The 19,105-nt window shown below is 71.9% G+C and carries 16 protein-coding genes; 5 read left to right on the forward strand and 11 right to left on the reverse strand.

What is annotated here, in order from left to right; translation table 11 throughout:
• Nucleotides 1-28: 28 nt before the first annotated feature.
• On the reverse strand, nucleotides 29-1,366 hold the full coding sequence (locus tag MFF13_RS01760) for an efflux RND transporter periplasmic adaptor subunit (protein WP_147752798.1): 1,338 nt from the start codon (nucleotides 1,364-1,366) through the stop codon (nucleotides 29-31).
• Between the two features lie 552 nt (nucleotides 1,367-1,918).
• On the opposite strand from MFF13_RS01760, the gene MFF13_RS01765 reads away from it, so the two are divergent.
• The gene (locus MFF13_RS01765; RefSeq protein ID WP_147762768.1) at nucleotides 1,919-2,935 is read left to right on the forward strand and encodes a CobW family GTP-binding protein; all 1,017 of its coding nucleotides are present in this window, start codon (nucleotides 1,919-1,921) and stop codon (nucleotides 2,933-2,935) included.
• 35 nt (nucleotides 2,936-2,970) lie between these two features.
• On the opposite strand, the gene MFF13_RS26475 is transcribed toward MFF13_RS01765, so the two are convergent.
• The 3 genes from MFF13_RS26475 to MFF13_RS01780 all read right to left on the reverse strand — a co-directional run bounded on the left by MFF13_RS26475 (nucleotide 2,971) and on the right by MFF13_RS01780 (nucleotide 4,013).
• Nucleotides 2,971-3,120 carry a hypothetical protein gene (locus MFF13_RS26475; protein ID WP_306422380.1) on the reverse strand — a complete coding sequence of 50 codons (150 nt, stop codon included), beginning with the start codon at nucleotides 3,118-3,120 and terminating at the stop codon, nucleotides 2,971-2,973.
• A 270-nt stretch (nucleotides 3,121-3,390) separates the two neighbouring features.
• Nucleotides 3,391-3,717: a HigA family addiction module antitoxin gene (locus MFF13_RS01775; protein ID WP_147762767.1), complete on the reverse strand. Its 327-nt coding sequence runs from the start codon at nucleotides 3,715-3,717 to the stop codon at nucleotides 3,391-3,393.
• A 17-nt stretch (nucleotides 3,718-3,734) separates the two neighbouring features.
• On the reverse strand, nucleotides 3,735-4,013 hold the full coding sequence (locus MFF13_RS01780; protein WP_147762766.1) for a type II toxin-antitoxin system RelE/ParE family toxin: 279 nt from the start codon (nucleotides 4,011-4,013) through the stop codon (nucleotides 3,735-3,737).
• Between the two features lie 267 nt (nucleotides 4,014-4,280).
• On the opposite strand from MFF13_RS01780, the gene MFF13_RS01785 reads away from it, so the two are divergent.
• Entirely contained in the window at nucleotides 4,281-5,588 is a 1,308-nt protein-coding gene (locus tag MFF13_RS01785) for an O-antigen ligase family protein (RefSeq protein ID WP_147752802.1), read from the forward strand.
• Nucleotides 5,585-8,884 carry a PAS domain-containing protein gene (locus MFF13_RS01790; RefSeq protein ID WP_238270252.1) on the forward strand — a complete coding sequence of 1,100 codons (3,300 nt, stop codon included), beginning with the start codon at nucleotides 5,585-5,587 and terminating at the stop codon, nucleotides 8,882-8,884. Before MFF13_RS01785 ends, MFF13_RS01790 begins: the two co-directional genes overlap by 4 nt.
• Before the next feature lie 373 nt (nucleotides 8,885-9,257).
• On the opposite strand, the gene MFF13_RS01795 is transcribed toward MFF13_RS01790, so the two are convergent.
• The 4 genes from MFF13_RS01795 to maiA all read right to left on the reverse strand — a co-directional run bounded on the left by MFF13_RS01795 (nucleotide 9,258) and on the right by maiA (nucleotide 12,400).
• Nucleotides 9,258-9,575 carry a hypothetical protein gene (locus MFF13_RS01795; protein ID WP_238270254.1) on the reverse strand — a complete coding sequence of 106 codons (318 nt, stop codon included), beginning with the start codon at nucleotides 9,573-9,575 and terminating at the stop codon, nucleotides 9,258-9,260.
• Nucleotides 9,572-9,886, reverse strand: a complete 315-nt coding sequence (locus MFF13_RS01800) for an EthD family reductase (RefSeq protein ID WP_238270256.1) — start codon at nucleotides 9,884-9,886, stop codon at nucleotides 9,572-9,574. Before MFF13_RS01800 ends, MFF13_RS01795 begins: the two co-directional genes overlap by 4 nt.
• A gap of 313 nt (nucleotides 9,887-10,199) precedes the next feature.
• Nucleotides 10,200-11,531 carry an NAD(P)/FAD-dependent oxidoreductase gene (locus MFF13_RS01805; RefSeq protein WP_147830353.1) on the reverse strand — a complete coding sequence of 444 codons (1,332 nt, stop codon included), beginning with the start codon at nucleotides 11,529-11,531 and terminating at the stop codon, nucleotides 10,200-10,202.
• Nucleotides 11,532-11,752: 221 nt separating this feature from the next.
• Entirely contained in the window at nucleotides 11,753-12,400 is a 648-nt protein-coding gene (gene maiA, locus MFF13_RS01810) for a maleylacetoacetate isomerase (protein WP_147752812.1), read from the reverse strand.
• A gap of 186 nt (nucleotides 12,401-12,586) precedes the next feature.
• Here maiA and dgcN point away from each other — a divergent pair, with 186 nt between their 5' ends.
• Together dgcN and dgcA are read left to right on the forward strand one after the other, a co-directional pair.
• On the forward strand, nucleotides 12,587-13,606 hold the full coding sequence (dgcN, locus tag MFF13_RS01815; RefSeq protein ID WP_147762763.1) for an N-acetyltransferase DgcN: 1,020 nt from the start codon (nucleotides 12,587-12,589) through the stop codon (nucleotides 13,604-13,606).
• Nucleotides 13,603-14,589, forward strand: a complete 987-nt coding sequence (gene dgcA, locus MFF13_RS01820) for an N-acetyl-D-Glu racemase DgcA (RefSeq protein WP_147830352.1) — start codon at nucleotides 13,603-13,605, stop codon at nucleotides 14,587-14,589. Before dgcN ends, dgcA begins: the two co-directional genes overlap by 4 nt.
• A gap of 6 nt (nucleotides 14,590-14,595) precedes the next feature.
• Here dgcA and MFF13_RS01825 read toward each other — a convergent pair whose 3' ends face one another.
• The 3 genes from MFF13_RS01825 to MFF13_RS01835 all read right to left on the reverse strand — a co-directional run.
• Complete coding sequence (locus MFF13_RS01825; RefSeq protein ID WP_147762761.1) at nucleotides 14,596-15,369, reverse strand: class I SAM-dependent methyltransferase; 774 nt, start codon at nucleotides 15,367-15,369, stop codon at nucleotides 14,596-14,598.
• Nucleotides 15,370-15,380: 11 nt separating this feature from the next.
• On the reverse strand, nucleotides 15,381-16,589 hold the full coding sequence (locus tag MFF13_RS01830; RefSeq protein WP_147762760.1) for an MFS transporter: 1,209 nt from the start codon (nucleotides 16,587-16,589) through the stop codon (nucleotides 15,381-15,383).
• A gap of 888 nt (nucleotides 16,590-17,477) precedes the next feature.
• On the reverse strand, nucleotides 17,478-19,105 hold a 1,628-nt coding region (locus MFF13_RS01835; RefSeq protein ID WP_238270258.1), incomplete at its 5' end, for an OmpA family protein.

Genomic DNA, 19,105 nt, shown 5'->3' on the forward strand with positions numbered 1-19,105 from the left:
GTCATGCCCCCCGGCCGTTCCCGTCCGGTCAGGACGCCTTGTCGCCCGACGCGGCGCGGTCGATGAACAGCGCGCCGCGGGTGACGACCTCCTCGCCGGCGGCGAGCCCGTCCACCACCTGCGCGTTGTCGCCGTTGATCAGGCCGAGCGTGACGCCGCGCGCCGCGATGGCGCCGTCGGGCCGGGCGACCCAGACGTGGGCGCTGGCGCCCTCGTAGACGATCGCCGCGAGCGGCACGGCGGGCGAGGGCTGCGGCTTGCCGGTGACGATGGTGAAGGTGGCGAACATCTCCGGCCGCAGCGACCGGTCCGGGTTGTCGACCTCGCTGCGCACGGCGAGGCGGCGCGTCGCCGGATCGAGGCTGGAGGCCATGTAGTTCACCCGCGCCTTGAACACGCGGGTGCCGAAGCCGGCGACCCGCGCCTCGACCTCCTGGCCGATGCGGATCTTCGGGATCTCGCTCTCGCGCACGTTGGCGATGAGCCAGACCGTCGAGAGGTCGCCGATGACGAAGGCCGGGTCGCTCGACGTGGTGAGGTACTGCCCGATGCCGACCTTGCGCTGAACGATCGTCCCGGCGATCGGCGCCTGGATCTGCGTCTCGGCGCTCATCGTGCCGTTCTTCTCGAAGGCGGCGATCTCGGCGTCGGTCTTGCCGAGCAGCTTCAGGCGGTTGCGCACTGCGTCCAGCGAGGCCTGCGCCGTCTTCAGGTCGCTCTGCGCCGCGATCACGTCGTTCTGGGCCGACTGGTAGTCCTTCAGGGCCACCGCCTTGGCCGCGAACAGCTCCTGCTGCCGGCTGGCGATGGTCTGGTCGAGCTTGAGCAGCGCCTGCTGCTTCTGGATGGTGTTGAGCGCCCCCTGGTAGTCGTTCTGGGCCTGGACCATGTCGGTGGCCTCGATGACGAGGAGCACCTCGCCGGCCTTCACGTCGTCGCCGGCGCGCTTAAGCACCTTGGTGACGCGGCCGGAATAGGGCGAGGCCACGGGCACGTTGTCGTCGTCGTTGAGCGCGATGCGGCCTTCGGCCGAGCCCTCCGGGCGGAACGTCATCGTCGCCACCGGGTGGATCTCGAAGGCGGCGCGCTGCTCCTGCGTCGGCCGGAAGGTCCGCTCGGCGGAGGTCGCGGGGGCTTCGGCCTCGGCGGTCTCGTCCTGCGCCGCCCCGCCGAACATCCCACGGACGGAGGTCGCCGCGGATTCGAGCACGCCGCGCACCGGCTGCGGGAACACCGCCACCACGGCGACGGCGGCGATCACCAGCGACAGCACCACCGCGATCGGCAGCAGCCCCTGGCGGCGGGGACGCTGGGTCCCGCCCGTCGGCGCGTCGGTGTCGGGGTCGAGAGGCGTGCGGGCGTCCATCGCGCTGTCGTCTTCGGGTCGTGGTCGCGGGAGGGGCGGAGCGATCGGACGGAGGTGGAACCCGTCACCCCGCACCGAACCGATCGATGGTGCTTTTCTAAGGCAGGCCGGGCCTAGGGCCGTCCGGCGACGCGTGCGTTGCTGCAGCGCCGATATCCCGCGCGCCGGGGGCGCACAATGGCCGCGCCGGTGTCGGGCGCCGCCGCAGGACGATTGCGGCGCGCTGTGGCGATCACGTTCGGGATATCGGGCACGAAGGACTCGGATACAAACGAGGATCGACCGGCCCGCGGCGGCGCCGGGGCGGGCGTCGCGCGCCAGCTTCGAACGCGGCAGGTCTCCAGCGCTCCCTGACAGGCGTTCGCGACAGCCTTGCGACGGGACGGCCTCGCTCAAGGGACGAGCCCTCGCGACGGACATGGGCGCCCAGACCGCCGCGCCCGCGCTCGGGTGCTTCCATCCGCGGGCCGATGATACGATATGACAGGTCGTCGGCAGCCCGGCTCCGCCCGGGCGCCCTCCGCGTCACCGCCCCCGAAAACGAGTCGCCCCATGTCCGGATCGCAGAGCCCCGCCACGTCCGAGCCGACGACGTCCGAGTCGACCACGTCCGGGAAGATCCCGGTCACCGTCCTGACCGGCTACCTCGGCGCCGGCAAGACGACGCTGCTCAACCGCATCCTCACCGAGAACCACGGCAAGCGCTACGCGGTGATCGTCAACGAGTTCGGCGAGATCGGCATCGACAACGACCTCGTCGTCGGCGCCGACGAGGAAGTGTTCGAGATGAACAACGGCTGCGTCTGCTGCACCGTGCGCGGCGACCTGATCCGCATCATGGACGGCCTGGTGAAGCGGCGCGGCAAGTTCGACGCGATCATCGTCGAGACCACGGGGCTGGCCGACCCGGCCCCCGTGGCCCAGACCTTCTTCGTCGACCAGGACGTGGGCGAGGCCGCCCGCCTCGACGCGGTGGTGACGGTCGCCGACGCCAAGTGGCTGTCCGAGCGCCTGAAGGACGCGCCCGAGGCGAAGAACCAGGTCGCCTTCGCCGACGTGATCCTGCTCAACAAGGCCGACCTCGTCTCCGAGGCCGACCTCGCGCGCGTCGAGGGCGAGATCCGCGCCATCAACCCCTACGCCAAGCTCCACCGCACCACGAACTGCGACGTGCCGATCGACGCGGTGCTCGGCCGCAACGCCTTCGACCTCGGCCGCATCCTCGACCTCGAGCCCGACTTCCTGGAGGAGGGGCACCACCATCACCACGACGACGACATGCAGTCGTTCTCGGCCCGCATCGACGGCCCGGTCGACCCGGAGAAGTTCATGCCGTGGATCTCGAACCTCACCACGATCCAGGGGCCGGACATCCTGCGCTGCAAGGGCATCGTCTCGTTCCCCGACGAGCCGCACCGGTTCGTCTTCCAGGGCGTCCACATGATCCTCGACGGCGACCTGCAAGCCGAGTGGAAGGCGGGCGAGGACCGCTCCTCGCGGGTGGTGTTCATCGGGCGCAAGCTCGACGCCGAGGCGATCAAGGCGGGTTTTTTGGATTGCGCCGCCTGACGCTCAGGTAAGCCAGATCGTGACCGACCCGCGCGTCACGATCCGATCAGCTTGACGAAGGCGGCGCCGGCGCCGAAGAACGCCGCGTCCGCCGCCATGCCGGAGAGCGCGATCTGCCAGGGGGCGAGCATCCGGTCGCGCTCCAGCTTTCGCGCTTCGTGTTCGAGCTTCATCGACTCGGCCATCAGCTTCTTCTACTCGGCGACGAACTTCTCGCTCTCTTCCCGCTGCTGGTGGATGCGCCCGAGCTGCTCCTCGAGATCGGAGTTGAGCGGCACAGTGGTGCCCGACATCGGGTCGCGTCCTCGATACGGTGATGGCCGGTACCGATGATACGGTCTGGCCCGGTTCCGGTCGAGCGGCGCCGTCGGCCGAATCTCGATCCTTCGGGGTCACAAAAGGCCGACCGTCGTTCGATGCTGGGCGTGTAGCTCGGCATCGTCCCGCAGGCTGCTTCAGGCCGCCCGCTTCGCCTCAAGGGTCGGGATTTCCGCGAGGTCGGGGCCGAGCCGTTCCGCCGCCTGCCAGAGGCTGTAGGCCTCCTGCATCCGGCTCCACAGCAGGGGGCCGTTGCCGCAGAGCTTGCCCAGCCGATGCGCCATCTCCGGCGAGACGTCGGACGATTCCGACAGCACACGATGGATCTGCTGGCGGGTCACCTTCAGATGGCTGGCGAGCTGGGTAACCGTGATCCCCAGGGCCGGGAGCACGTCCTCCCGCAGGATGGCGCCGGGGTGCGTGGGGGCCCGGTTCGGGCGTTTGGCTGCGAATTCCTCGGGCAAATCGCCTCTCCTCACCGTCAATGATACTGCTCGAAGTCGACGCGCGCGGCGTCGTCGTCCTCGAACTCGAACGTGATGCACCACGGACCGTTCACGTGGACGGTGTATCGGGTCGGCGTGAACCCGTGCAGGGCGTGGAAGTCGTAGCCCGGCACGTTCATGTCCGCCGGCTTCGAGGCCTGGTCGAGCGCGTCCAGGATGCGCAGGCAGCGCGCCTTGAGATGAGCGGCGATCTTGGCGGAACGGCCGGACGCGAACAGCTCCTTGAGACCCTTGTGCCGGAAGCTGACGATCATCCCGGCACGAGCCTCTCGCTGCCGATCGCAGGTCTGACGACAGGCGAGATATGGCATCCCGTCCGTAAACTGTCAAGTGACACGCTACAGTTTCGACGGCCGGAGTCGCGGCGCAAGTCTCCGCACGGCGACGATGCGGCCCGCGGGCCGGTATCGCGGCATCGAATGGCAGCGAGGGCTTGTCAGCCGAATCTCAACCTTTCCGGATCATGAAGGGCCGAACGTCGTGCGGGCCCGCGTTCCAGGCCCGCGGAGTCCGCGTGAGCCATGGCCAGCACCGCCGTTCCGGGCTTCGTCCTGCCGTATGCGGACCGGGTCCCGCTGATCCGGGTGATCCATGGTTTCGCCCGCGCGCTGTTCGCGGCCTTCGTGTTCTTCGCCTGCTTCGCCTTCTCCGAGACCTCGCCCTACGACGTCATCGCGATCCCGACGATCCTGCTCTGGGCCTGCCTCGGCATCCGCCTGCATCGCGGCGCGGTCCCGCTGGTCCTGCTGCTGCTGCTCTATCTCGGCGCCATCGTCGTCGGGCTGCTGCCCTTCCTCGACGAGGAGTTTCCGGTCACCTGGACGATCCAGCTCGTCTACCTCTCGGTGACGTGCGTGTTCTTCGTGATGTTCTTTTCCGACGACACCCGGGCACGGGTCGAGCTGGCGCTGAAGGCCTACACCGCGAGCTGCGTGTTCTCGGCGGTGCTCGGCATCGTCGGCTACCTGCAATGGCTCGGGATCGAGGACCTGTTCTACAAGTACGACCGCGCCTCGGGCACCTTCCAGGACCCGAACGTGTTCGGCTCGTTCCTGACGCTGGGCGCCCTCTACCTGATGCACGGGCTCATCACCGCGACGAGCCGCCGCCCGGTGCTCTCGCTCGCCGGCCTGCTGATCATCCTCGTCGGGATCTTCCTGTCGTTCTCGCGCGGCTCCTGGGGCGGTACCGTCGTCGCCGCGCTCCTGATGATCGGCTCGGTCTACGCCTCCTGCGGCTCCGCGCGCCTGCGCCGCCGCATCGTGCTCCTCAGCCTGGCGACCCTGGCGCTCGGCGCCGTCGCGATGGCGGCCTTGCTCTCGGTCGACAGCGTCCAGAAGATGTTCGCCACCCGCGCGGCGGTGAGCCAGGACTACGACGAGGGCGAGACCGGCCGCTTCGGCAACCAGCTGCGCGGGATGGAGATGCTGCTGGAGCGCCCGCTCGGGATGGGGCCGATGCACTGGCGCCTGACCTTCGGGCTGGAGCCGCACAACTCCTACATCGGCAGCTTCGCCAACGGCGGCTGGCTCGGCGGCGCCGTGTTCCTGGCGATCGTGGCGGCCACGGGCTTCGTCGGGTTCCGGCTGCTGGCGCGGGCCTCGCCGTTCCGCGCCCACGCGCAGGTGATCTGGCCGGCCCTGCTGATGTTCTTCCTTCAGGCGCTGCAGATCGATATCGAGAAGTGGCGACACGTCTACATGATGCTCGGCATGGTGTGGGCGCTGGAGGCGGCGCGCCGGCGCTGGGCCGCCGCGGGGGCGCGCGAACCGGATGAGGTCATGGGCCGGCGCCCCGAGGGGATGCCGGCAGGGGGCGCGCGATCGTGAGCAGCACAGAGGGGCTTGGGGACGTGGCGGACGCGGGGCGCGAAGCCGAGCGCGTCGCGGTCCTGCACGCCCTCGGCATCCTCGACACGCCGCAGGAGGCCCATTTCGAGGCGGTGTGCCGTACCGCCCGCCGCCTGTTCGACGTCGAGACCGCCTTCGTCGGCTTCATCGACGCCGACCGGCAATGGCTGAAGACGCCGTGCGTGGTGGTCCCCGGCGAGATGCCCCGGCAGGAGAGCTTCTGCAACGCCACCATCCAGTCGGACGCGGTGCACGTCGTGCCGGACGCGCGGCGCGACCCACGCTATCGGGGCAGCCCGCTCGTGGACGGCCGGGAGGGCAGCATCCGGTTCTACGCCGGCACGCCGCTCATCCTCGCCCCCGGCATCCGCGTCGGCACCCTGTGCCTCGTCGATTCGCGGCTGCGTGACTTCTCGGACGAGGACGCCGCGGCGCTGCAGGGGCTCGCCGAGATCGTGGTCGCGCACCTGCGCCTGTCGGAGGCGAACACGGCGCTCGGGCGCGAGATGGTCCTGCGGAGCGCGCACGAGACGCAGTTGGAGCGTCAGGCCGACGAGATCGCGGCGCGCTCCGCCTCGCTCGCCAGCGCCAACCACCTGCTGACCATGGCCGAGCAGCTCGCCCACGTCGGCAACTGGCGCGTCGCCCTGGCAGACGGCCAGCCGGTCTGGTCGGTCGGCCTCTACGAGATCGCCGGCCGCGACCCCGCCAACCCTCCGCCGCACCTCTCGTCCTTTGCCGAGGTCTACCACCCGGACGACCGGGAGCGTCTGGTGGCCGCCGTGGGCGGCGCGATCGCGGGGGCTCAGAACTTCGACTTCGATGCCCGCATCCTGCGACCGGACGGCACCGAGCGCGACGTCCTGGTGCGCGGCACCTGCGAGACCGACGCGTCCGGCGCGACCACCGCCCTGTTCGGCGTCATGATCGACGTCACCGACCGGCGCCGGGCCGAGGCCGACGTCCACCGCAGCGAGAGCCGCTATCGCGGGCTTGCCGACACCCTGCCGCTGCTGGTCTGGACGATGCGCCCGGGCGACGGCGAGATCACCTACGCCAACCCCCAGTTCCACGCCTATTACGGGCCGATCGGCTCGGGCCGCGCCGCGCGCGTGGGCTGCAACCATCCCGACGACGCCCCGGCCATGGCGGCGGCGTGGCGGGCAGCCCAGGCGGGCGAGACCACCTATGCCGGCGAGTGGCGCCTGCGCCGCGCCGACGGCGCCTACCGTTGGCACAAGATGTCGATGACGCCGGTCCCCTTGATGGACGACGGCACCGTGATCGAATGGCTCGGCACGGCGCTGGACATCGACGAGATCGTCGCCGCGCGGATGGCCGAGCAGGACGCCCGCGGCCTCCTCCGCATCGCGCTGGAGGCGGCCGACGCCGGAACCTGGGATTGGGACATGCAGACGGGCATGTGCCGGCTCTCGCCCGAGAGCCTGCGCATCCACGGGCTGCCCGAGGACGGCGATCCGCGCGCCGTCACCACGGCCGCGTGGACCGCCCTGGTCGACCCCGAGCAGGTCGGCGAGGTCTGGGACGCGATTCGCCACGCGATCGAGACCCGCTCGACCTACACCGCCGAGTTCCGGGTCGGGCCGCGCTGGGTCTACGCCCGCGGCCGGCCGCTGTTCGGTCCGGACGGCAGGCCCAGCCACATGGTCGGCCTCCACATCGACGTCACGGAGCGGAAGTCCGCGGAGGCGGCGCTGCGCGCGATCACCGCCGAGGCGCAGGCGGCGCGCGCCGAGGCCGAGCGGGCGAGCGAGGCCAAGAGCGACTTCCTCGCGGCGATGAGCCACGAGATCAGGACGCCGCTGAACGGCATCCTCGGCTACGCCGACATGCTCCTCGACGAGACCCATCTGCGGCCGGAGGACCGGCACCGGCTGGAGCTGATCCAGGGCTCGGGCGCCGCGCTCCTGACCGTCGTCAACGACATCCTCGACTTTTCCAAGATCGAGGCCGGGCAGCTCACCCTCGACCCGGTCTCGTTCCCGCTGGTCTCGGTGATCGACAACACCGTCTCGATCGTCCGGGGCGGCGCCCGGAAGAGCGACCTGCGGATCGAGACCCGGATCGACCCGGACCTGCCCGCCTTCGTCCACGGCGACGCGAGCCGCCTGCGCCAGGTGCTGCTGAACCTCCTGAACAACGCCGTGAAGTTTACGCCCCACGGCTCGGTGACCCTCGCGGTCTCGCGCGAGGGCACGGGCGCGCGCGGCTACGACCTGCGCTTCGAGGTCACCGATACCGGCATCGGCATCGACCCGGCGCAGCAGGACCGGCTGTTCAAACGCTTCAGCCAGGTCGACGGCTCGATCAGCCGCCGCTTCGGCGGCACCGGCCTCGGCCTCGTCATCTGCCGCCACCTGCTGTCGCTGATGGGCGGCGAGATCGGCGTGGTGAGCCGCGAGGGCGCCGGCTCGACCTTCTGGTTCACCCTGACGCTGCCGCCGGGCGAGGAGACCGTCCCCGCGGCGGTGCCGTCCGCGGTGGCCGCCGCGGATAGGGCCGGGGGCCCCGTGCGCCTGCTCCTGGCCGAGGACGTTCCGCTCAACCAGGAGCTCGCCTGCGCGGTGCTCGAGGCGCAGGGTTACGTCGTCGACGTGGTCGAGGACGGCGCGGCGGCGGTGGCCGCCGTCGAGGCGGCGCTGACGCGGGGGCGGGGCTACGACCTCGTCCTGATGGACGTGCAGATGCCGGTGATGGACGGCCTCACCGCGACCCGCCACATCCGCGCGCTGCCGCCGCCGGCCTGCGAGATTCCGATCGTCGCGATGACCGCCAACGTGCTCCCGAAGCAGATCGACGACCTGCACGCGGCCGGCATGGACGACCACGTCGGCAAGCCGTTCCGCCGCGCCGACCTCTACGCCACCATCGCGCGCTGGACCGGCCCGCAGCGCGAGGCCCGCCCGGCGCCGGCCTCCGCCGCGACGGACGGCTCCAACACCGTGCTCGACGGAGCGGTGTTCGGCGCCCTGAAGGACGGGTTCGGGGCCGAGCGCGTGGCGGCGCTCCTCGACCTGATGGGTGCTGAGCTGCGCGACCGCTTCCGCTCCGAGGCCGACCGGGTCCAGGTCGCCCACGACGCGCACGCCCTGGTCTCGGCCGCCGGCATGCTCGGCTTCACCCGCCTCTCGCGCCTCTGCCGCGAGATCGAATCCGCCGCCCACGGCGACGCGGACCTACGCCCGCTCATCCACCGCCTCGAGGTCCAGCGCGCCGAGGTGCTCGGCACGATCCACAAGCTCAAGGCGGCGTGAGGGCAAGCTTAAGGCGGCGTGAGGGGAAGTGTCATCCGTCCGATGCGAAATGACTGAATTCCGGCATCCCTGCCGGCGGTTCGCTGTGTGCGCATCCCCTCGCCCCGCCTGCGGGGAGAGGGCTTCGGCGACCTCGTCGTCGCCGAAGCGAGGCGGCAGCCGAGGGTGAGGGGGCCGAGCCGGAGGAGCCTCCTCCGCTCGCGCCCCCTCACCGTCGCTTCGGCTTCGCCTGCGCTCCCCGGCTGTACGACGAGGTGCAGCCGGGCCTCTCCCCGCGCGCGGGGCGAGGGGAGCCCGCGAGTGATCCGCGGCCGTCCCGAATCGTGTGAGTACGGTGGCCCTCATGGCGGGAGGGCGGGGCGCTCCCGGGCCTTCAGCCCTCCGGCGCGGCCTCGTCGTCCTCCGGCTCCGGGTCGGCCGTCCAGGCGGTGGCGAAGGCGGCCAGGTGCTGGGCCTCCGCGAACGCCATCACCGTCACCGTGCGCTCGGCCAGCATGCCGCCGGGATAGGGGGCGAGCAGGATCGACTTGCGCAGCAGCCGGGCGCCTGGCGCGTTCTCGGCGAGCCAGGCCTCGGCCTCGGGCACCAGCGCCTCCGGGCTCGCCAGCGCCCGGGAATCCGAGCGCAGCACGATGACCCTGGTGCCGAGGCTCGGATCGGCGGCCTGGACCGCCTGGACGATGTCGATCACGCGGATGCCTCCGGCAGCTCGTTGATCTGCACCGCGGCCTCGGCGTCGGTGAACTTCGGGATGTCGCCGAAGATCTCGGGGCCGTGCTGGGCGGCGGCCTTGGCGAAGGCGTCGGCGGAGTCCCAGGTCAGCAGCACCATCACCTGGAACGGGGCCGGCTTGCCGTCCGGCGTACCGACGCCGCGCACGACCTTGGCCTCATGCAGGCCCATCGGCGACCAGCGCTCGCGCACCAGCGGCATGTGGTGGCCGAGATAGTAGTCCATGTCGAACCGGGGACCGGCCGGATACATCACGCTGACGAGGATCATGGCTGACGAACTCTCCCTGGCGGCACGTCTGAACGCGCGCGGCGGCGGCACGGAACCACCGAATGCCGGGGCTGGCAACGGGGGGGCGGTCCTGGTGCGCCGACCTCTCTCCCGCACAGGTCGTCACATCCACCCGTGGTGCAGGTGAAGCGCGGGTCCCCTCTCGCGTTCGGGAGAGGGCCAGGGTGAGGGGCGAGGATTGTCCGGAGAGGACGCACCCCTCACCCCAGCCCTCTCCCGAACGGGAGAGGGGGCCGCGTGGCGCTTCGCACGATCCGTTCGGGGTGCCCTATGAAGTGGCGTGATTGCCCCCTCAGTGCAGCTTCACCCGCGCCTCGGTGCGGCGGGTGAGCGCGCGGGCGGCGGCGTCGAGCGCCGTCTTCATCGTGCCGTGGAGCGCCTGCTCGTGCATCTTGTAGAGCGAGCGGTACATCATCCGCGCGAACAGCCCGGCGATGAGCATGTTCTTGCCGCGGATGAAGCCCATCAGGCTGCCCACCGTCGAGTATTCGCCGAGCGAGACCAGCGAGCCGAAGTCGCGGTACTTGAACGGCTTCAGCGGCTTCCCGGCGATGCGAGCCGGGATCTGCTTGATCAGGTGCGACGCCTGCTGGTGCGCCGCCTGGGCGCGGGGCGGCACCGGGCGGTCGGAGCCGGCCTCGACGAGGTAGGCGCAGTCGCCGATCGCGAAGATGTCGGGGTCGTGGGTGGTCTGCAGCGTCGGCGTCACCACGAGCTGGTTGGTGCGGGTGGTCTCCAGGCCGCCGATGCCCTGCAGGAACGGCGGCGCCTTCACGCCGGCCGCCCAGACCACGAGCTCGGACGGGATGAACGAGCCGTCGGCCAGCGCAACGCCGTCGGCGCGCACCTCGGTGACGCGGGCCTGGACGCGGACCTCGACGCCGATCTTGGCGAGCAGCGCCATCACCTCGGACGAGAGCCGCGGCGGCACCGCCGGCAGGATGCGGTCGGCCGCCTCGACCAGGGTGATCTTCAGGTCCTTGGCCGGATCGATCCGGTCCATGCCGGTGGAGACCACGTCGCGGACGGTGCGGTGCAACTCGGCCGCGAGCTCGGTGCCGGTGGCGCCGGCGCCGATCACCGTGACGTGGAGCTGGCCCGGCCGCACCGGACCGACCTGGGTGTGGGCCCGCAGCATTCCGTTCACGAGCCGCTGGTGGAAGCGCACCGCCTGATCCTGGGTGTCCAGCGCGATGGCGTGGTCCTTCACGCCAGGCGTGCCGAAATCGTTGGTGGTCGAGCCCACCGCCATGACCAGCGTGTCGTAGCCGACCGCGCGAACCGGCGTGATCTCGCGGCCTTCCGCGTCGTGGCTCGCCGCGAGCTGGATCGTGCGCGCGGTCCGGTCGAGCCCGGTCATCTCGCCGATGCGGTAGCGGAAATGGTGCTGGTGCGCGTGGTGCAGGTAGTCGACCGCGTGGTGGCCGACGTCGAGGCTGCCGGCGGCGACCTCGTGCAGCAGCGGCTTCCAGATGTGGGTGCGGGCGCGGTCGACGAGGGTGACGTGGACGTCCTTGCTGCGCCCGAACTTGTCGCCGAGCTTCGTCGCCAGCTGCAGGCCGGCCGCGCCGCCGCCGACCACGACGATGCGGTGGAGGCCCTGTTCGTTCTCGCCCGGTACCATGCCTGTCTCGTCGCTCCTCGGTGCGGCCGGCGCCGCCTCATCGCCCCCGGTGCCCCCGTGCGCAGGCACCGACCGTGCCGCCCGCCCGGGCAGGGTATCTCGGAACCGGTCTAAACCATGCGAGGATGGCCGTAATCCGGCCGCGGCGATCAAAAATTTTTGGCGGGACCTCAACCCGAGAGTGGCCTCAACCCGAGAGCGGCCTCGAGCGTGCGGCGGCCTCAGGCCGCCGGCGCGCCGGGCTGGCGCTTGGGATGGGCCTCGGCGAAGGCCGGCAGCGCCAGGCAGGTCTCGGCGATGCGCGCCACGGTGGGGTAGGGCGCGGTCTCGACCCCGAAGATCGCGGTGCCGACCCAAAGGCTGACGAGGCAGAGGTCGGCATGGCTCACCGCGTCGCCCTGGCTGAACCGGCCGGTGCCGTCCTCCGTCGAGAGCCGGGTCTCGAGGGTCTTCAGCCCGGTCTCGAAGGCGTGGCGGACGAAGCCCATCATCCGCTCCTTCGGAAGGTCGTAGGCCTCCATCAGGTAATTGCGCACCCGCGGCACGTAGAGCGGATGGGTGTCGCAGGCGACGAGCTGCGCCAACGAACGGGCCCGCGCCCGCTCGCGCGGATCGGCCGGCAGCAGGGGGACGCCGCCCTTGGTCTCCTCCAGGTAGTCGAGGATCGCGAGCGACTGCGTCAGCGGCGGCCCGTCGCCGTCGAACAGGGCCGGCACCGCGCCCTGCGGGTTGATCTTGCGGAATTCCGGCGCGTGCTGGTCGCCCGCGTCCAGGTCGATGAAGGTCTCCTCGTAGGCGAGCCCCTTCAGCTTCAGCGCGATCCGCACCCGGAAGGCGGCGGCCGAGCGCCAGTTACCGTACATTTTCATCATGCCCACTGGCCCCACATCCGTTTCGCACGGGACCACATCGCACAACGGCGTCCTTCGCAAGGGCGAGGCGGGGGCAAGCCGTCGGCGAACGGGGCTTTGGCCGTGATCGTGCATTGCCCCGCGCGCGCGATCCCGCGATAGGAAGCCGGACCCGCGGCAGCGCGCGCGAAGGGATGACGGCCGATGCAGATCGAGACGCCCTATCTGATGTTCCTCGGCGACGTGCCCGATCGGCTCGCCGCCAAGACCGCCTACGGCATCGTCGACTGGCGCCCCGAATGGTGCATCGGCCAGATCCGGCTGCCGGGCTGCGCGGCCGACCTCGGCATCCCCGACCTCACCCTCGACGAGGCGCTGGCCAAGGGCTGCCGCACGATGGTGATCGGCGTCGCCAACGCCGGCGGCGTGCTGCCCGAGCACTGGGTCGCCGAGATCGTCGCCGCCCTGGAGGCCGGGTTCGACGTCGCCAGCGGCCTGCATGCGCGGCTCGGCGCGGTGCCGGCCATCGCCGAGGCGGCCGCACGCCGCGGCCGGGCGCTCCACGACGTGCGCCACACCGACGAGACCTTCGCCACCGGCAAGGGCACCAAGCGCCCGGGCCGCCGCCTGCTCGCGGTCGGGACCGATTGCTCGGTCGGCAAGAAGTACACGGTGCTGGCGCTGGAGAAAGGCATGCGCGCCCGCGGCATGGACGCGGATTTTCGCGCCACCGGCCAGACCGGGGTGTTCATCTCCGGCCGGGGCGTCGCCATCGACGCGGTTGTGGCCGACTTCATCTCCGGCGCGGTCGAGTGGATCGCACCCGCGGCCGACCCGAAGCACTGGGACCTGATCGAGGGCCAGGGCTCGCTCTACCACCCGTCCTTCGCCGGCGTCAGCCTCGGGTTGCTGCACGGGGCGCAGGCCGACGCCTTCGTGGTCTGCCACGAGCCGAGCCGCACGACGATGCGCGGCGTGCAGCACCCGCTGCCCTCGATCCGCCAGGTGATCGACCTGACGATTCAGCTCGGCAGCCTGACCAATCCCGGCATCCGCCCCACCGGCATCGCCGTGAACACCCAGGCGCTGGAGGAGGACACCGCCCGCTCGCTGCTGGACAAGCTCGGCGCCGAGTACGGCCTGCCCGCCACCGATCCGGTGCGCTTCGGCGTCGACGGGCTCGTGGACCGGCTGATCGCCGAGTTCCCGGAGACCGCGCCGTGAGGCGGCTCGCCGTCGCCATCGAGCGCTTCCCGATCGCCGGCGCGTTCACGATCAGCCGCGGCAGCCGCACGGAGGCCGTGGTCGTCACCGCGCGGATCGCCGACGCGGAGCGCGGGGTCGCCGGCTGGGGCGAGTGCGTGCCTTATCCGCGCTACGGCGAGAGCGTCGAGAGCGTCGCCGCCGCGATCGAGGCCCAGGGCGACGCGATCGCCGCCGGCCTCACCCGGTCCGAGATGACGGAGCGGATGAAGCCGGGCGCCGCCCGCAACGCCCTCGACTGCGCGCTGCTGGATTTCGAGGCCAAGGCGCAGGGGCGCCCCGCCTGGGAGATTCTGGGCCTGACGGCGCCGGCCCCGGCCACCACCGCCTACACGCTGAGCCTCGGCTCGCCCGAAAGCATGGAGGAGGCCGCGCGCAAGGCGTCGGCCCGGCCGCTGCTCAAGGTGAAGCTCGGCGGCGAGGGCGACCCCGCGCGGATCGCCGCCGTCCGACGCGGCGCGCCGGACAGCCGCCTGATCGTCGACGCCAACGAGGCGTGGCGGGCCGAGACGCTGGAGGCCAACCTCGCCGCCTGCCTCGCCGCCGGTGTGACGCTGATCGAGCAGCCGCTGCCGGCCGACGACGACGGGCTGCTCGCGACGATCGATCGCCCGATCCCGATCTGCGCCGACGAGAGCCTGCACGACCGCGCCGGCCTCGACCGCCTCGCGGGGCGCTACGACGCGATCAACATCAAGCTCGACAAGACCGGCGGGCTCACCGAAGCCGTGATGCTCGCCCACGAGGCCCGCGCTCGCGGCCTCGCGCTGATGGTCGGCTGCATGGTCGGCACCTCGCTCGCCATGGCACCCGCGATGCTGCTCGTCCACCACGCCGAATACGTGGACCTCGACGGCCCATTGCTGTTGGCGCGCGACCGCGAGCCGGGGCTGGTGTTCGAGGGCAGCACGATCCACCCGCCGGAGGCCGCACTCTGGGGGTGAAGGGCGCTACACCGCCGCCGCCTCGATCAGCACCGTGTCGATCCAGAAGCTCCCGTCCGGTTCGATCCCGAAATGCCGGGCGACCTCGTCCGGGGCCGAGGCCTGGAGCGAGCGGATCGCCGCGACGTGCGGCTCGGGCGTCCGCATCCGGGCGATCCAGGTGGAAAAGTCCATGCGCAGGCGGCCGTGGGTGACCTTGTCGACGGTGAAGCCGGCATCCGTGAGCATCCCCAGCCATTCGGGCACCGAATAGTCGCGCACGTGCGAGGGGTCGCGCAGCAGCTCCACCGCCTGGAGGTGGGTGTCGAGGAGCGCGTCGTCAGGGGCGACGACGTCGGCGATCAGCGTCGGCGCGCCGGGTTTGGCGACGCGCCGCGCCTCGGAGAGTCCGGCGCGGACGTCGCGCCAGTGATGCGCGCTGAACCGGGTCGTGACCGCATCGAAGCTCGCATCGGGGAAGGGCAGCGCTTCGGCCGATCCGGCCTCGGTCGCGATGTTGGAGAGCCCGCGCCGCGCGGCTTCCGCCGCCACCGCGGCGAGCATGTCGGGCGAGAGGTCGAGGGCCGTGACCGAGCCGGCTTCCGGCGCGATCGCGAAGGCGACGTGGCCGCCGCCGCAGCCGAGGTCGAGGGCGCGGGCCGGGCGCGACCCGTGCAGGCGCCGCGCCATGCGGTCGAGGTCGGCGCCCGCGGCGTGGACCGCGCTGGCGACGTAGGCCGCGGCCTGCGCGCCGAACCGGTCGGCGACGTGGTCTTCGTGGCGGCGTTGGGTGCCTGTCATGGCGACCTCCTTCAGGGGGCGGGCGCGAGCGGCGCGAGGCGCGAGAGCCGGAGCGCGACGGCGAGCGCCAGACCGTAGAGGACGCCGACGAACGCGACCACGCCGGTCCAGCCGGAATGGGCGAAGAACCAGCCGCCGGCCGTGCCGAGCACCGACGAGCCGAGATAGTACAGGCACAGGTAGACCGACGAGGCCTGGGCGCGGTCCCGCAGGGCGCGCCGGCCGATCCAGCTGCTCGCCACCGAGTGGGCGCCGAAGAAGCCGATGGTGGTGACGACGATGCCGAGCACCACCAGCCACAGGTTCTCGGACAGGGTCATCAGGATGCCGGCGAGCGCCACCGTGATCGCCAGCCACAGCACCTTGCGTCGCCCGAGCCGGCTCGCGACCTCGCCGGTGAGCGTCGAGCTCAGCGTGCCGAACAGGTAGACGACGAAGATCGCGCCGATCGCGGTCTGGCTCAGGGAGAACGGCGGATCGAGCAGGCGGAAGCCGATGTAGTTGTAGACGCACACGAAGCCGCCCATCAGCAGGAACGCTTCCGAGAACAGCCACGGCAGGCCGGGATCGCGGAAGTGCTGGCCGAAGGTGCCGGGCACCTCGCGCCAGCGCATCCGGTGGGCGACGAAGCGGCGGGACGGCGGCAGCGCCCACCAGAACGCGAAGGCGGCCGCCAGCGCCAGCACGCCGATGGTGCCGACGCCGAGCCGCCACGTGGCGTGGTCGGCGATGATGCCGGCGATGAGCCGGCCGCACATCCCGCCCACCGCGTTGCCGCCGACCAAAAGCCCCATCGACAGGCCGATCGAGCGCGCGTCCATCTCCTCGCCAAGATAGGCCATCGCCACCGCCGGCAGCCCGCTCGCGGCGAGCCCCGTGAGCGCGCGGAGCGCCAGGAACCCGTGCCAGCCCGGCACCATCGCGGCGACGATCGTCAGGATCGCCGAGGCGAAGAGCGAGGCCAGCATCACCGGCTTGCGGCCCAGGACCTCCGAGATCGGGCTGACGACCAGCAGCGCTACCGCGAGTACGCCGCAGGGCAGCGACAGGGCGAGGCTGCTCTCGGCCGGCGAGACGCCGAAGTCGTCGGCGTAGACCGGCAGCAGCGGCTGCACGCAGTAGAGCACGGCGAAGGTGGAGAAGCCGGCTGCCGCCAGCGCGAGCGCCGTGCGGCGGAAGGCCGGCGTGCCCGATCGGATCAGCTCGACGCCGTCGCTCATGCGTTTTCCGGTCCCGGCCTCGTCCTCGCGACACAGGCCTGACGCCTGGACGCGGCGACCGTCAACCGCTGGGGCGCGGAAAACCGACCTTCGTCGTGACAGGCAGAGGACGCGTTCCCCTGAAGCATGCGACGGGACTCGCCATCCGGCAGGACGCCGCGCGGGTTCCCCCTTCGCGTTCGGGCAGGCCGATCACAGATTGTGCCACGCCGTCATTCCGGGGCGCCGGAGGCGAGCCCGGAATCCAGAACCGCCGCCGGTGCCAAGTCCTGCTCGTCCTGCGGTTCTGGAGCCCGGGCTCCGCTGCGCGGCCCCGGGATGACGACGGTGCTGCCCGTAGGGGTCCGAAGAGCACATCACGCTTTACGATCACCTTGCCCGATCGAGAGCGGGACAAGGGGAGGGGCGTGCCTTTCCCGGACGGACTTGACCGCTCGCGCCAGCACCATCCAGCCGGACGCCACCGCATTCACGAATCCCAGCTATGGCGGATCGATGGGCGCGCATCCCCTCGCCCCGCGCGCGGGGAGAGGGCTTTGCCGACCTCGTCGTCGGCGAAGCGAGGCGGCAGCCGAAGGTGAGGGGGCGCGAACGGAAGAGGCTCATTCGTCGATTCCCCCTCACCCTCGCTTCGGCTTCGCCTCCGCTCCCCGGCTGCACGACGGGGCGCAGCCGGGCCTCTCCCCGCCCGCGGGGCGAGGGGGACCCGCGCGTTGGCTGCAGCCGTCGAACATCGTGGGACTACGGTCGCTCATCCGGGCAAGGGCCAAGGTCAGGACCGTCCCCTTTTCGGCTCGACCTGACCCCTCACCCCAACCCTCTCCCGAACGGGAGAGGGGGCTGCGTCGTGCTTCGCGCGATCCGAACGCCGGCAGACGGGGCGAGCCGCTACCGCGGCGGCGGAGCCGCGGCGCCCGCGTTGCCCTGCTGCAGCAGCGGGGTGATGCGGCGGACCGTGACGCGGCGGTTTTCGCGGGAGGCGCTCTGCGTGTTCACCTTCAGGTACTGCTCGCCGTAGCCCTGCGTCGTCAGGTTCTCCGGCGGCACCTGGAAGTTCTGCGTCAGCACCGTGGCGACCGATTGCGCCCGGCGGTCCGACAGCGACAGGTTGTCGACGTCGGCGCCGACCGCGTCGGTGTAGCCCTCGATCAGGAAGACCTCCTGCGGGTTGGCGCGGATCGCCTGGTTGATCGCCGCCGCGATGGTGGAGAGCCGGGCCGCCTGGTCGGGGGTGACCGTGAACGACGCGGTGTCGAAGTTGATCGTGTCGATGTCGACGCTGCGCATGCGGGCGCGCAGCTGCGGGCTGTAGCGGACCTGGTCGAGGGTGTAGCGCCGGTCGATCGCCACCACCGGCGGGGCCGACAGGGCCTCGTAGACGGCGCGCTCGTCGGACGCGCCGTAATCCACCACGTAGCGCTCGCGCGGGATGCGGATGTCGGGCGGCGGCAGGTCGACCACGTCCTCGTAGATCGGGCGCGGGGCGCCGCCGTAGCTGTTGTCGATCAGCACGACCTCCCGGCCGTCGCGGAAGCGGCGGGAGCGGCGCAGCATACGGCCGTCGTCGTCGATCACCGTCACGATCTGCTCGCCGCCGGGGCGATCGAGGTAGGTGTAGGTTTCCGGCCCTCGGCGCTCGCTGCGGTAGCCGCGCCCGCCGATGTCGCGGAAGCGCTCGTTCTCGTCGTGGCGGATGAAGTAGTTGTCGCGGTCGCGCACGATGATGCGGCCGGGCTCGCGGATGTAGGTCCGCCCGTCCTCGTTGAACTCGCGGCGGTCGCGGCGCACGCGGTCGTAGTCGCGCACCTCCTCGTCATCCGTGTTGAAGCCGCCGGAGATGTAGCCGGGGCGCCCGGGCCGGTTGAAGCCGCCGCGGTCGTCGACGCGTCCCGTCGGGACGCCGCGCGGGTCGTAGCCCGGCTGCGTGTCGGAGCCGCGAAGCCCCGGCTGGCCGGGGCTCGGCTGGCCGGGAAGGCCCTGCCCGGGATTCACTTGCCCCGGATTGCCTTGTCCCGGATTGCCTTGGCCGGGGGCGAACTGGCCCGCGCCCGGCGGTTGCACCGGCCGACCGGGCACGCCCGGGGCGGCGTTCGGCGCCACGGCCGGATCGCCGGGGCGGCCGGGCGGCGTGCCCGGTGCAGCGCCCGGCGGCGTCGCCGGCGGCGCCACGCGATCCTGTGCGCCGCCTTCACCCGGACGTTCACCTGGGGGCTGGACCGGACGGCCGGGAACGCCGGGCCGCGCGTTCGGCGCGACGGCGCCAGGCTGGCCGGGCGGCGTGCCGGGCGCAGCGCCCGGTGGCGTCACCGGGGGCGCGGCACGATCCTGTGCGCCGCCCTCGGCCGGGCGTGCGCCCGGGGGCTGCACCGGCCGGCCGGGAACGCCGGGTGCCGCGTTGGGCGCGGCGCGCTCGCCGGCATTGGGCTGCGCGGCGGGCGGCGTCGGCGCGCCGGGGGGCGGGGCCGCGGGCCGGCCCGGCTCGGTGCCGGGCCGCGCGCCCGGCGGGGTGCGGGGCG

This window comes from Methylobacterium cerastii, assembly GCF_022179125.1.
Taxonomy (GTDB): Bacteria; Pseudomonadota; Alphaproteobacteria; order Rhizobiales; family Beijerinckiaceae; genus Methylobacterium; species Methylobacterium cerastii.